11 protein-coding genes are annotated in these 13,178 nt (G+C 63.9%); 8 read left to right on the plus strand and 3 right to left on the minus strand.

What is annotated here, in order from left to right; genetic code table 11:
* The first annotated feature begins 123 nt into the window (after positions 1-123).
* Both yajC and WJU21_RS01020 read left to right on the plus strand, forming a co-directional pair.
* Positions 124-441: a preprotein translocase subunit YajC gene (yajC, locus tag WJU21_RS01015; RefSeq protein ID WP_346321519.1), complete on the plus strand. Its 318-nt coding sequence runs from the start codon at positions 124-126 to the stop codon at positions 439-441.
* 1 nt (position 442) lies between these two features.
* Positions 443-823 (plus strand): Mth938-like domain-containing protein, encoded by a 381-nt coding sequence (locus tag WJU21_RS01020; protein WP_346321520.1) that lies wholly within the window; start codon positions 443-445, stop codon positions 821-823.
* 84 nt (positions 824-907) lie between these two features.
* On the opposite strand, the gene WJU21_RS01025 is transcribed toward WJU21_RS01020, so the two are convergent.
* Positions 908-1,513: a urate hydroxylase PuuD gene (locus WJU21_RS01025; RefSeq protein ID WP_346321521.1), complete on the minus strand. Its 606-nt coding sequence runs from the start codon at positions 1,511-1,513 to the stop codon at positions 908-910.
* Positions 1,514-1,665: 152 nt separating this feature from the next.
* Here WJU21_RS01025 and WJU21_RS01030 point away from each other — a divergent pair, with 152 nt between their 5' ends.
* Positions 1,666-2,514: a squalene/phytoene synthase family protein gene (locus WJU21_RS01030; RefSeq protein ID WP_346321522.1), complete on the plus strand. Its 849-nt coding sequence runs from the start codon at positions 1,666-1,668 to the stop codon at positions 2,512-2,514.
* Positions 2,515-2,520: 6 nt separating this feature from the next.
* On the opposite strand, the gene trmFO is transcribed toward WJU21_RS01030, so the two are convergent.
* The gene (gene trmFO / locus WJU21_RS01035; protein ID WP_346321523.1) at positions 2,521-3,879 is read right to left on the minus strand and encodes a methylenetetrahydrofolate--tRNA-(uracil(54)-C(5))-methyltransferase (FADH(2)-oxidizing) TrmFO; all 1,359 of its coding nucleotides are present in this window, start codon (positions 3,877-3,879) and stop codon (positions 2,521-2,523) included.
* 34 nt (positions 3,880-3,913) lie between these two features.
* A complete protein-coding gene (uvrA, locus tag WJU21_RS01040; RefSeq protein WP_346321524.1) occupies positions 3,914-6,772 on the minus strand; it encodes an excinuclease ABC subunit UvrA in 2,859 nt (952 codons plus the stop codon).
* 278 nt (positions 6,773-7,050) lie between these two features.
* Between uvrA and ssb the strand changes: the two genes are divergently transcribed.
* The 5 genes from ssb (at position 7,051) to WJU21_RS01065 (ending at position 13,166) form a co-directional block, all read left to right on the plus strand.
* The gene (gene ssb, locus WJU21_RS01045; protein WP_346321525.1) at positions 7,051-7,545 is read left to right on the plus strand and encodes a single-stranded DNA-binding protein; all 495 of its coding nucleotides are present in this window, start codon (positions 7,051-7,053) and stop codon (positions 7,543-7,545) included.
* 100 nt (positions 7,546-7,645) lie between these two features.
* The gene (locus WJU21_RS01050; RefSeq protein WP_346321526.1) at positions 7,646-9,079 is read left to right on the plus strand and encodes a DUF4139 domain-containing protein; all 1,434 of its coding nucleotides are present in this window, start codon (positions 7,646-7,648) and stop codon (positions 9,077-9,079) included.
* Between the two features lie 226 nt (positions 9,080-9,305).
* Positions 9,306-12,026: a DNA gyrase subunit A gene (gene gyrA / locus WJU21_RS01055; RefSeq protein ID WP_346322428.1), complete on the plus strand. Its 2,721-nt coding sequence runs from the start codon at positions 9,306-9,308 to the stop codon at positions 12,024-12,026.
* A 13-nt stretch (positions 12,027-12,039) separates the two neighbouring features.
* On the plus strand, positions 12,040-12,543 hold the full coding sequence (gene coaD / locus WJU21_RS01060) for a pantetheine-phosphate adenylyltransferase (RefSeq protein ID WP_346321527.1): 504 nt from the start codon (positions 12,040-12,042) through the stop codon (positions 12,541-12,543).
* A gap of 23 nt (positions 12,544-12,566) precedes the next feature.
* Complete coding sequence (locus tag WJU21_RS01065; RefSeq protein WP_346322429.1) at positions 12,567-13,166, plus strand: peptidylprolyl isomerase; 600 nt, start codon at positions 12,567-12,569, stop codon at positions 13,164-13,166.
* The last annotated feature ends 12 nt before the right edge of the window (positions 13,167-13,178 follow it).

Raw genomic sequence — 13,178 nt, forward strand, 5'->3', positions numbered from 1 at the left:
GCGGCGGGACGTTACCACGCAGGCCGCCGCCGGGCCAACCGTCAGCCCGGCATATCCGACGTGTGGTTTGCAATTGCGCCGCGCGTGGGTATAGTCCGGCCAAACCGCCAGCAGGAGCATGAAATGCAGCAGCTCGAACCGTTCTTTTTCATAATCCTGATGTTCGCGGTGTTCTATTTCATCGTGTTCCGCCCGCAGCAGAAGCGGGCGAAGGAGCACAAGGCGCGTCTTGCCGCCATGCGCCGGGGCGACACGGTCGTCACCGCGGGCGGAATCATCGGCAAGGTCGTGAAGGTCGAGAGCGGCGAGGAAGTGGTCGTCGAGATCGCTCCCAATACCCAGGTCCGTCTTGTCACGGCGACCATCGGCGACGTTCGTTCCAAGGGCGAGCCGGTGAAAGAGCCCGTGGCCGCGAAGAAGCCGGCCAACGACGCCGACTGACATGCGGATCGAGGAACAGGCACAGGGCGGCCGGTTCCTGATCCAGGGGTATGGCGACGGCGGCTTTCGGGTCGCCGGCAAGCGCTATCAGGAATCGATCCTGGTGCTGCCGTCGGGCATCGTATCCTGGCAGGCAACCTGTGCGTCGGATATCACCTATGAAAGCTTCCGGCCGGCCATCGAGGCCGCCGGAGAAATCGATGTGCTGCTGCTGGGCACCGGCAAGAGCATGGCGCCCGTGGACCGCGCGCTGATCAGGCGTATCCGCGAGGAACACGGCATCGCCATCGATCTCATGGATACCGGTGCCGCCTGCCGGACCTTCAACGTCCTGCTGCTCGACGGGCGGCTGATTGCGGCGGCGCTGCTCCCGGTGGCGTAGTTCCCCGCCTTCGTCCTCACAACATCCCGCAGACAAAAAAAGGGCGCCCGAAGGCGCCCTTTGAACTGCCGTGAACGGGTTCGATCAGAAGTCGAAACCGCCATGCATCTGCCCCAGCATGGCATAGAGCATGGGGATCGAGAGCAGGGTGTTGATACGCGAGAACATCTTCGCGCGCGCGGCGGCCTTCGGCTTGGCGGCGGGATCCGCGTCAACCATGCCCAGCGCGATCTTCTGGCTCGGCCAGATGATGAACCAGACGTTGAACCACATGATGATGCCGAACCAGATGCCGTAGCCGATGCCGTGGCGCAGTGCGAGGGCGTCGAACAGATAGCCGCTGAACAGCGCCAGCAGCAGACCGGTGATGATGGTGGCCATGGCGCCCCAGCGGAACCAGAACAGGGCTTCGGGCGCGATGTGCTTGGAAATGCCCGGCTTCAGTTCGTCGGGAACCTTCGGCATGACCGGAATCTGGACGAAGTTGAAGTACCACAGAAGGCCGATCCACATCACGCCGCTGATGACGTGCAGCCAGCGATCGAGGAACGACACGTACATCGGCACGTCGACCGCCGGACCCATGGACAGGGAGCCGGTAATGGTATGCTGACCGACGAAAACCATGATGATCGTCAGGATGAATCCACTGACAATTGTAATTGGTAACGAGTCGGTGATCTTTGACATATTGTTTCTCCCCTTTTTGGCTCTAGTTCAGAGGCCCCGAGCGTCCCTTGCCTCTTAGGGCCGGAATAATACCACAAGATGATGGGGGAACAAGGCGCATGACCCCTAATGAGGCTCTGTGCGGCAGCAGGAATTCGGATTAAAAAGCACGCATGCAGGCACTGGCCAACCATACCTATCAATGCGCGTCGATCGTGCGGCGCAGCGATCATGACCGATACCTCACCGTGCTCCATGCGCGGACGGATGACCGGCCCGGCCTGTTCGGTCTTTTCGCCTTCAACGTCGAGGTGGCCAAGACCCGCGAAGTGGTGACCGAGCCGGCGCTGGGCGAGATCCGGCTGCAATGGTGGCGCGAGACGGTCGAGGAGCTCTACCGTGGCCAGTGCCGCGAACACGAGGTGGTCAGGGCGCTTGCGGATCTGCTGAACCGGCGGGACCTGCCGCAAAAGGCGCTGCTCGATCTGATCGATGCCCGCGAGGGTGACCTCTATGATGAACAGCCCCAGACCATGCAGCAACTCGAGGCCTATGCGGAGCGCACCGGCGGCGGCATTCAGGCGCTTGCGGCACTGAGTGTGGGCGCATGCAACGGTGCGCTCGAGGCAGCGCGGCACGTGGGTATCGCCTGGGCTCTGACCGGGCTGGTGCGGGCGCTGCCCTGGCACCTGCACCATGGCCGCGTTTACGTACCTGCCGATCTGATGCGCGAGGAAGGGCTGGTAGACCCGCTGGTACCCGACCAGGAGCAGACCCGGGCGCTTTCACGCATCCTCCGCCGGATCGGCGACCGTGCCCGCGCCCATCTGATCTGCGCCCGTCAGAAGGGACAGTCCGCATCATCCGAGGTGAAACCGATCCTCCGGCTGGCCTGCCTTGCCGACGGCTACCTGGCATGCCTCGAGAGCAGCAGATACGTGCCGGATCATGTGAACTACGAACGCGGCGCGCTGGGCCGGCAATTGAGGCTTGTCTGGGCCGGCCTCACCAGGAAGTTCTAGGCCCGCCTATTCGGCGGCGTCCCGCGCCGGCACACCCAGCCAGACATCCAGATCCCGCAAGGCCCTGTGCGCCACGAACCGCTTGCGCTCGTTCTTGCGGACGCGTTCCTCCGGCGGCGGCAGCAGGCCGAAATTGATGTTCATCGGCTGGAAGCTGTCGGGCACGTCGCGGCCGGTCGTATGGCCGCCGGTGATGTGGTTGAGCAGGGCGCCCAGCGCCGTGGTCTCGGGCGGCGGCGCGGTATCGTTGCCCAACGCCTGCGCCGCGGCGAAGCGCCCGGCAAGCAGGCCGATGGCGGCGCTTTCCACATAGCCCTCGACCCCGGTCACCTGACCGGCAAAGCGGATATGCGGCTTCGCCTTGAGGCGAAGTTCCCGGTCTAGCAGCACGGGACTGTTGAGGAAGGTGTTGCGATGGATGCCGCCGAGCCGGGCGAACTGGGCGTTTTCGAGGCCGGGAATGGTGCGGAATACCTCGGTCTGGGCGGCGTGCTTCATCTTGGTCTGGAATCCGACCATGTTGTAGAGGCTGCCCTGCTTGTTGTCCTGGCGCAGCTGGACCACGGCGAAAGCCCGCTTCGTCGGGTCGTTGGGATTGGTCAGGCCGACCGGCTTCAGCGGACCGTAGGCCAGGGTAAGCGGCCCGCGCTCGGCCATTACCTCGACCGGCAGGCACGCTTCGAAATAGGGCGTGTCCTTCTCCCAGTCCTTGAATTCGGTCTTGGGCGCCTCGATCAGCGCGGCGACGAAGGCACGGTACTGCTCCTCGTTCATGGCGCAGTTGATATAGTCGGCGCCGTCGCCCTTGTCGTAGCGCGACTGGAACCACGCCTTCGAGAAATCGATGCTGTCCTTGTAGACGATGGGCGCGATGGCATCGAAAAATGCGAGGGAATCGGTACCGGTCTCAGCCCGGATGGCGTCGGCCAGCGGCGCGGCGGTCAACGGCCCGGTGGCGATGACAACGCTGCCCCAATCCTCGGGCGGCAGGGCTTCCACCACGCCGCGCTCGATGGTGATCAGCGGTTCCTCGCGGACGGCCAGTTCCACCGCGGCGCTGAACGCGTCCCGGTCCACAGCAAGGGCGCCGCCGGCGGGCACCCGGTTGGCGTCACCTTTTGCAAGGATCAGCGAGCCGCAGCGGCGCATTTCCTCGTGCAGCAGGCCGACGGCGTTGTTTTCCGTGTCGTCCGAGCGGAACGAATTGGAACATACCAACTCGGCCAGCCCGTCGGTCTGGTGGGCGTCGGTCATCCGGACGGGACGCATTTCGTGGAGGATCACAGGCACGCCGGCGCGCGTGATCTGCCACGCCGCCTCGCATCCGGCCAATCCGCCGCCGATTACATGTATGGGTCTGGTCATGGGGGTGATTTAGCCCATCGCCCCCGGCTTGTCATCACGCGCGCTTGCGCCGGTCCTTCACTTTCAGGAGCGGCCCGAGAAATTGACCGGTGTAACTGGCCGGGCAGGCGGCCACGTCCTCGGGCGTGCCCTCGACGACGATCTGGCCACCGCCGTCGCCGCCTTCCGGACCCATGTCGATGATCCAGTCGGCGGTCTTGATGACGTCGAGATTGTGCTCTATAACCAGAACCGTATTGCCTGTTTCCACAAGTGCATGAAGCACTTCCAGAAGTTTCTTCACGTCGTGAAAATGCAGGCCGGTGGTCGGCTCATCGAGAATATAGAGCGTGCGGCCCGTCGCCCGGCGCGCCAGTTCCTTGGCCAGCTTGACCCGCTGCGCCTCGCCGCCCGACAGGGTCGTCGCCTGCTGGCCCACCTTGATATAGCCCAGGCCGACCTTCTGCAGCATCACCAGCTTGTCGCGAATCGCCGGCACGGCCTTGAAGAAGTCGGCGCCGTCATCGACGGTCATGTCGAGGACGTCGGCGATGCTCTTGTCGCGGTAGTGCACCTCCAGCGTCTCGCGGTTGTAGCGCTTCCCGTGGCAGACATCGCACTCCACGTAGACGTCGGGCAGGAAGTGCATCTCGATCTTGATGACGCCGTCGCCCTGGCAGGCCTCGCAACGGCCGCCCTTGACGTTGAACGAGAAGCGGCCCGGCTTGTAGCCGCGCGCCTGCGCCTCGGGCAGCGCGGCGAACCAGTCGCGGATCGGCGAGAACGCCCCGGTATAGGTGGCCGGATTGGACCTGGGCGTACGGCCGATGGGCGACTGGTCGATGTCGACGATCTTGTCGATGTACTGCACGCCGTCGATGGAATCGTGCTCGCCCGGATGGGTGCGTGATTTGTGCAGCGTGCGCGCCAGCGCCTCGTAGAGCGTGTTGATCACCAGCGTCGACTTGCCGCCACCGGACACGCCGGTGATGCAGGTGAATGTGCCGAGCGGGAAGTGGGCGGTGACATTCTTGAGATTGTTGGCGCGGGCGCCTTTCAACACAAGCTGCCTGGATTTCGCAAAACCGCGGCGGTCGGCCGGCACGGGAATCTGTTCGAGGCCGACCAGGTACTTGCCGGTCAGGCTGTTGGGGCTGGCCATGATGTCCTCGGGCTTGCCCTCGGCGACAATGGTGCCGCCGAGCACGCCGGCGCCAGGCCCCATGTCGATGACGTGATCGGCCGTGCGGATCGCGTCCTCGTCATGCTCGACGACGATCACCGTGTTGCCCATGTCCCGCAAATTGCGCAGGGTCTCCAGCAGGCGGTGATTATCCCGCTGGTGCAGGCCGATGCTCGGCTCGTCGAGGACATAGAGCACGCCGGTCAGGCCGGAGCCGATCTGCGAGGCAAGCCGGATGCGCTGGGACTCGCCGCCGGACAGCGTGCCCGACTGGCGCGAGAGGGTGAGGTAGTCCAGGCCCACATTGTTGAGGAAGCCCAGGCGCTCGACGATCTCGCGCAGGATGCGCGCGGCGATCTCCTGGTCCTTGGGGCGCAGCTTTTCGTTCAGGCCGTCGAACCAGGCATGGGCATGGTGGATCGACATCTCCGACACCTGTCCCACATGCAGGCCGTCGATTTTCACGGCAAGCGCCTCGGGCTTGAGCCTGTAGCCGGCGCAGGCCTCGCAGGGCGAGGCATTCTGGAACCGGCTCAGTTCGTCGCGAATCCAGGCGCTGTCGGTCTCGCGCCAGCGCCGTTCGAGATTCGGAATGACGCCCTCGAACGCCCGCGTGGTCTCGTAGCGGCGCTTGCCGTCTTCATAGACCATGGAGATCGCCTTGCCGTCCGAACCGTGAAGAATGACGTTGCGCGCCGCTTCCGGAAGATCCATCCAGCGCGCGGTCATGCGAAAGCCGAAGTGCTTCGACAGGCTTTCCAGGGTCTGGTTGTAGTAGGGCGAGGGCACAGCCGTCCGCGACCACGGCGCGATGGCGCCGCCCTTGATGGTGACTTCCTCATCCGGGATCACCAGGCTGGGGTCGAAGGTCAGCTTGCTGCCCAATCCGTCGCACACCGGGCAGGCGCCGAACGGGTTGTTGAACGAGAACAGCCGGGGCTCGATCTCCTCGATGGTGAAGCCGGACACCGGGCAGGCGAATTTCGACGAGAACACGGTACGCTCGGCCGATTCGTCGGCGAATTCGGCGATCGCCAGGCCATCGGCCAGGCCAAGCGCGGTCTCGAAGCTGTCGGCGAGGCGCTGCTGCAACCCCTCGCGCACCACGACGCGGTCCACCACCACATCGATGTCGTGCTTGATGTTCTTCTCCAGCGCCGGCACGTCGTCGATCTCGTACATGACGCCATCGACCTTGACCCGCTGGAAGCCGCGTTTCTGGAAATCGGCCAGATCCTTGCGGTATTCGCCCTTGCGGCCGCGCACCACCGGCGCGATCAGGTAAAGACGGGTGCCTTCCGGCAGCGCCATCACCCGGTCGACCATCTGGCTGACGGTCTGGCTTTCGATCGGCAGGCCGGTCGCGGGCGAATAGGGAACGCCGATGCGCGCGAACAGCAGGCGCATGTAATCATAGACCTCGGTCACCGTGCCCACGGTCGAGCGCGGATTGCGCGAGGTGGTCTTCTGTTCGATGGAAATGGCCGGAGACAGGCCCTCGATATGATCGACGTCGGGCTTTTGCATCAGTTCGAGAAACTGGCGCGCATAGGCCGACAGGCTTTCCACGTAGCGGCGCTGTCCCTCGGCGTAGATGGTGTCGAACGCCAGTGACGACTTGCCCGATCCGGACAGACCGGTGATCACGATCAGTTCGTCACGCGGCAGCATGACGTCGATGCTCTTGAGGTTATGCTCGCGGGCACCGCGAATGGTAATGTACTTGTTCATCGGGGATCGTTGCCGGCTCTGCTGTGTGCTAGGTTTTCCCGTGACGGCCATGGGCCGGCGGAGGCGAGGTTACATGGTGTCGTGCCGCCAATAAATCCCGCTCTTTTTTTGATCGGCGCCGGGCGGGCCGGCAAGCATGGGTGGCGATGAAGCGCCTCGATCTGGTATAGCAGCGTTACCCGATTCATGGTGCCCGCGAATCCGAGATGTTTACTTTTTGTTCTCATTCCGGTTTACACTAGCGTCCTCAGAGTTTCAATCATCGAAAGGCTCCTCCAATGGCCGGAAGCGTCAACAAAGTCATCCTCGTGGGTAATCTTGGCCGCGATCCCGAAGTGCGCAGCCTGAACAATGGCGGCAAGGTGGTGAACCTCAATCTTGCCACCTCCGAAACCTGGCGCGACAAGCAGAGCGGCGATCGCCAGGAACGCACCGAATGGCACAAGGTCGTGATCTTCAACGAGAACCTGGCTGACGTGGCCGAGAGGTTCCTGCGCAAGGGCTCGAAGGTCTATGTGGAAGGCCAGCTCCAGACCCGCAAATACACCGACAAGGAAGGCGCCGAGCGCTACACCACCGAAGTGGTCCTGCAGCGCTACCGCGGCGAACTCACCATGCTCGATGGCAAAAACGATGGCGGCGGCGCCAACGCCGGCGGCGGCGGTGGCAGCGGCGGCTTCGGCAGCCGCGATGACAGCTATGGCGGCGGTTCCTCGTCGGGTGGCGCCAGCCGCGGCGGCGCCAGCGATCTGGACGACGAAATCCCGTTCTGATCGCCGGCACGGCAAAAAACCGGGCTGTAAAATGTTGCGGTACCGGCAAACCGCAATAGCTTCTAGACCATTGCACAGCCAATGGATGGGAGACGACTTCATGCGCGCAACGGCTTTGACGGCAGCCATTCTGGTCTCTGCCGCCTGCGGCGGCGCCGCGTGGGCGGAAGATGCCAGCGTCACCCTGCAGGACCGCAAGGCTCTCAGCCTGACAGTCTATAACGGCGGCACCGGCCTGGTGCGCGACACGCGCACGGTCGCCGTGCCCGCTGGCCGCAGCACCGTGTCTTTCATCGATGTTTCGGCGCAGATCCAGGCAGAAACGGCGCTGTTGAAGAACGCGCCGTTCGACGTGCTGGAGCAGAATTTCGACTTCGACCTGCTCAGCCCGGACAAGCTGCTCGAGAAGTCCGTCGGCCGGACAGTCCAGCTGCATCGCTTGGGGCCGGATGGCCGGGAGACGGTGGAGACGGCGACCTTGCTGGGCGCCAATGGCGGCATCGTCCTGAAAGTGGGAGACCACATCGAGACGATGAGCGGCGCGTCGGACGCCAGCCGGCGTCTCACCTTCGACAGCCTGCCGGGCAATCTTCGCTCCCGGCCCACCTTGTCCATGGCGGTCAATTCGGGGGGCGCGGTCAGCCGGGACCTGATGCTGACCTATATGACCGGCGGCCTCGACTGGAAGGCCGATTATGTGGCCAATCTGGCACCTGACGAGAAGTCGCTGTCGCTGCAAGGCTGGATCAGCATTACCAACACCAGCGGTACGCCCTACGAGCAGGCGCAGGTCCAGGTCGTGGCGGGGCAGGTTAACCAGGCGCCGCCACCCCGGGGATATGCGCGCGACAAGGGCATGGAAATGATGACGATGAGCGCATCGCGGATGCCCCAGGAAGAATCCTTCTTCGAGTATCACCTGTATACGCTGCCGGGTTCGATCACCCTGGCAGAGAACCAGACCAAACAGGTTGCGCTGCTCGAGGCCCCGAAAATCACGGCGACCCGGGTGCTCGAGAGCCGCGGCGGCAATTGGTCGCTGTCGCGAGTCGGGGACATGCAGCCGCAACCCGCCAGCATCACCCTGAAGTTCGGGAACGACGACAGGTCCGGCCTGGGCACGCCGCTCCCTGGCGGTACCGTGCGTGTGTACAAGGACGATTCGCGCGGCCAGGTCCAGTTCGTCGGCGCCGACAGCATCCGGCACACGCCGCGCAATGAGAAAGTCGAGCTCAGCCTGGGCCAGGCGTTCGACGTCACCGTCAAGCGCAAGCAGACCGATTTCCGTCAAACCAATGCCCAGAACGGCCAGTTGATCGAAGCCACATCGTCGTGGGAAGTCACCGTGAAGAACGGCAAGAAGGAAGCTGCCGAGGTCCGCGTGGTCGAGTTGCTGCAGGGCGACTGGAGGATTACCGCCGAAAGCCGGCCACACCAGAAGGAGGCGGCCAACATGGCGGTCTGGAATGTGCGTGCGCCGGCCGAGGGGCAGACCACCTTCACCTATACGGTTGTGACCCGCAACGTGCCGTGACGCCGCGCTGAAAAGCGCGCATTACCAGTGGCTTAGAGGGAGCGGGAATCCTTGTCCCCCATCCCTGCGGCTGGTATAGTGGCAACCTCATCTCTACCACATCTTGCGCCGCGCATTCGCGGCGCACTGCATTTCTGGAAGGCAGTCCTTAGTCTTGATGGACGATACCAACCTACCACCCGACCCGCCTGACGAGGTGCCTGCCGCCAGCGGCCCCCTCTATCCCATGATCACCATCGAAGACGAGATGCGCCGCTCGTATCTCGATTACGCCATGAGCGTGATCGTGTCCCGTGCGCTGCCTGACGTACGCGACGGTCTCAAGCCGGTGCATCGCCGCATCCTGCACGCGATGAACGAGAACGGGTACAGTCACGACAAGGCCTACAGGAAATCCGCTCGTATCGTCGGCGAGGTGCTGGGTAAGTACCATCCCCACGGCGACCAGTCGGTCTATGACGCCATGGTCCGCATGGCGCAGGATTTCTCCATGCGCCTGCCGCTGATCGACGGCCAGGGCAATTTCGGCTCCATGGACAACGATCCGCCCGCCGCCATGCGATACACCGAGGCGCGCATGGCGCTCTCGGCCGAGGCGCTGCTCGACGATCTGGACAAGGACACCGTCGATTTCGTCGAGAATTACGACGGCTCCGAAAGCGAGCCAGTGGTGCTGCCCGCCCGGTTCCCGAATCTGCTGGTCAACGGCGCCGGCGGCATCGCCGTGGGCATGGCGACCAATATTCCGCCGCACAATCTGGGCGAAGTAATCGACGCCTGCTGCGAATATGTGGACGATCCCGGGGTGACCGACGACCGGCTGCTCGAGATTGTCCCCGGCCCCGATTTTCCGACCGGAGGCATCATTCTCGGCCGATCCGGTTCCAGTTCGGCGGCGCGCACCGGGCGCGGCTCGGTCGTGATGCGCGGCAAGGTCCATTTCGAGGACATCCGCAAGGATCGCCGGGCGATCATCATCACCGAAATCCCGTATCAGGTGAACAAGGCGGGCATGGTCGAGAAGATCTCGGAAATGCACCGCAACAAACGGATCGAGGGTATTTCCGAACTACGCGACGAGTCGGACCGCCACGGCATCCGCGTCGTTGTCGAACTGAAGCGCGATGCCGTGCCCGAGGTGGTGCTGAACCAGCTGTACAAGTTCTCGCCGCTCCAAACCTCGTTCGGCGTCAATGCGCTGGCCCTGAATGGCGGCCGGCCGATCCAGATGACGCTCAAGGAGATGATCGCCGCCTTCGTCGAGTTCCGCGCCGAGGTGATTGCCAGGCGCACCCGGTTCCTGCTGGGCAAGGCCCGCGACCGGGCGCATGTGTTGGTCGGCCTTGCCATCGCCGTCGCCAATATCGACGCAGTGATCGCGCTGATCCGGGCCGCACCGGACACGGCCACCGCGCGCCAGGGGCTGATGGACCGTGACTGGCCCGCGCACGATGTGGCGCCGCTGATCGAACTGGTGGCCGATCCGTCCTACATGGTCGTGGACGGCAAATACCGGCTGTCCGAAATCCAGGCCCGCGCCATCCTGGACCTGCGTCTCGCCCGCCTGACAGCGCTTGGCCGCGACGAAATCGGCGACGAGCTGAAGGGTCTGGCCGCCGACATTCTCGACTACCTGGAGACCCTGCGCAGCCATCCCAAGCTGATGGGCATCCTGCGCGACGAGCTGGTCGATATGAGGACCAAGTTCGCGACACCGCGCCGCACAGCGTTCGAGGAAAGCGAGTTCGACTTCGAGGACGAGGACCTGATCGCGCCCGAGGACATGGTGGTGACGGTCACCAATGCGGGGTACGTCAAGCGAGTGCCGCTGAACACCTACCGGGCCCAGAATCGGGGTGGCAAGGGCCGTTCCGGCATGTCGACCCGCGACGAGGATTTCGTCACCCAGCTGTTCGTCGCCAACACGCATACGCCGCTGCTGGTCTTCACCGACCGGGGCATCGTGTTCAAGATCAAGGTCTGGAAGCTTCCCGTCGGCACACCGCAGGCCCGCGGCCGGCCGCTGATCAATATGTTGCCGCTGCAGGACGGCGAGGGCATCGCCACCATCATGCCGCTTCCCGAGGACGAGACCAGCTGGGGCGACATGCATGTCATGTTCGTTACATCCCGCGGCTCGGTCCGGCGCAATACGCTGGGCGATTTCACCAATGTGATGTCGAACGGCAAGATCGCCATGAAGCTGGAGGAGGGTAATCGTCTGATCGCGGTCCAGCCCTGCACCGACGACGACGACATCCTATTGTCGGCGCGCTTCGGCAAGGCGATCCGCTTCCCCATCGACGAGGTGCGGGTATTCGTTGGCCGCTCTTCCGAGGGTGTGCGCGGCATGCGTCTTACGGAGGGCGACGAGGTCATCTCCATGTCGATCCTGCGCCATAACGAGATATCGGTGGACGAACGCGACGCCTATCTGCGCGTCGCCAATGCCAAGCGCGCCGCGAAGCGCCGGGAAGAAGCGGGCGAGCCCGATGACACTGTCATCGAATTCGTAGGTATCACGGAAGACCGGGCGGCCGAACTGGAGGCGCAGGAGCAGTTCATCCTCAGCGTCACCGAGAACGGCTTCGGCAAGCGCACCAGCGCCTATGAATACCGGGTATCGGGCCGCGACGGGCAGGGCATCATCGATATCGAGACCTCGGGCCGGAACGGCCACGTCGTCGCCAGCTTCCCGGTCGAGGACAGTGACGAGATCATGCTGACCAGCAATGGCGGCCAGTTGATCCGCATGGGCGTGCACGACATTCGGGTCGTCGGCCGCGCCACCCAGGGCGTCACGCTGTTCAAGGTTGCGGAGGACGAAAAGGTGGTGTCGGTGGCCCGCCTCGCCGACATGGGTGACGAGGACGGTGCCGAAGACGACGACGTCTCGTCCGAGGCTGCTTCCGAAGAGGGCGGCGACACGGAAGACAGCGCGGAATAGACGGAGGATATTCATGGCAAAGGAACGCGTCGGGCTTTATCCGGGCACCTTCGATCCAATCCACAACGGCCACATGGACATTATCGGCCGCTCATTGCGGTTGGTGGACCGGCTGGTGATCGGCGTGGCGATCAATGCCGGAAAGGGGCCGGTCTTCTCGCTCGAGGAGCGGGTCGAAATGGTCCGCCTCGAGACCAGCCGGCTGCAGGTCGACGGCGCCATCGAGGTGCGGCCGTTCAGCGGTCTCGTGGTCCAGTTCGCCGACGATGTGGGGGCAACGGTGCTTGTCCGGGGACTTCGGAGCGTTACCGACTTCGACTACGAGTTCCAGATGAACGGCATGAACGCCCAGCTCAATCCCGGGGTTGAAACCGTGTTCCTGGCGGCAAGCAGCGGACTCCAGTCCATCGCCGGCAAGCTGATCCGCGAGATCGCCGTGATGGGCGGTGAGATCGGACACTTCGTCCCGCCGGACGTGAAGACTCGCACGCTGGCGCGCCTGAAGGAGCAGAAATAACCATGCGCATGTTTCGCACTCTGATGATGGCCGCGGCGATGATGGGCGCGAGCTTGCCGGCGTTCGCCGTGGATTGGGAAGCGCTTGACCTGGAGAACACCCTGGTCTTGGAATTGTCGCATGGCCGGGTGGTCATTGAGATGCGGCCCGACAAGGCGCCCAATCATGTCGCGCGGATCAAGGAACTGGTACGCCAGAACTTCTATGATGGCCTGAAGTTTCATCGGGTCATCCCCGATTTCATGGCCCAGACCGGCGATCCCAAGGGCGACGGCACGGGCGGGTCAGGCCGGGAAATGAAGAACGAGTTCAACAACCTGCGGCATCTGCGCGGCACGGTTTCCATGGCCCGCGAGGGCGGCAACGTGGACAGCGCCGACAGCCAGTTCTTCATCATGCTCAATGCCAAGCGGTCGCTGGACCGCCAGTACACGGTCTGGGGACGCGTGGTCGACGGCATGGAAGCCGTGGACCAGATCCGTCAGGGCACCGAAGGCAACAATGGCAAGGTCGATTTTCCGGACAGCATCACCTCGCTCAGGGTCGCCGCCGATCTGACGCCCGAGGAGCGAGGGCCGTCTGCGCCTCTCACACCCGCGCCGGCCGAAGCCGCGCCACAATAGCACAGCGGCGCC

The sequence above is a fragment of the Emcibacter sp. SYSU 3D8 genome (genome assembly GCF_039655875.1).
GTDB lineage: Bacteria > Pseudomonadota > Alphaproteobacteria > SMXS01 > SMXS01 > RI-34.

What these genes read in the sequence shown, in the direction of transcription:
- yajC (WP_346321519.1), top strand. Translation starts at nt 124, where the DNA reads ATGCAGCAGCTCGAACCGTTCTTTTTCATAATCCTGATGTTCGCGGTG.
- WJU21_RS01020 (WP_346321520.1), top strand. Translation starts at nt 443, where the DNA reads ATGCGGATCGAGGAACAGGCACAGGGCGGCCGGTTCCTGATCCAGGGG.
- WJU21_RS01025 (WP_346321521.1), bottom strand. Translation starts at nt 1,513, where the DNA reads ATGTCAAAGATCACCGACTCGTTACCAATTACAATTGTCAGTGGATTC.
- WJU21_RS01030 (WP_346321522.1), top strand. Translation starts at nt 1,666, where the DNA reads ATGCAGGCACTGGCCAACCATACCTATCAATGCGCGTCGATCGTGCGG.
- trmFO (WP_346321523.1), bottom strand. Translation starts at nt 3,879, where the DNA reads ATGACCAGACCCATACATGTAATCGGCGGCGGATTGGCCGGATGCGAG.
- uvrA (WP_346321524.1), bottom strand. Translation starts at nt 6,772, where the DNA reads ATGAACAAGTACATTACCATTCGCGGTGCCCGCGAGCATAACCTCAAG.
- ssb (WP_346321525.1), top strand. Translation starts at nt 7,051, where the DNA reads ATGGCCGGAAGCGTCAACAAAGTCATCCTCGTGGGTAATCTTGGCCGC.
- WJU21_RS01050 (WP_346321526.1), top strand. Translation starts at nt 7,646, where the DNA reads ATGCGCGCAACGGCTTTGACGGCAGCCATTCTGGTCTCTGCCGCCTGC.
- gyrA (WP_346322428.1), top strand. Translation starts at nt 9,306, where the DNA reads ATGATCACCATCGAAGACGAGATGCGCCGCTCGTATCTCGATTACGCC.
- coaD (WP_346321527.1), top strand. Translation starts at nt 12,040, where the DNA reads ATGGCAAAGGAACGCGTCGGGCTTTATCCGGGCACCTTCGATCCAATC.
- WJU21_RS01065 (WP_346322429.1), top strand. Translation starts at nt 12,567, where the DNA reads ATGATGGCCGCGGCGATGATGGGCGCGAGCTTGCCGGCGTTCGCCGTG.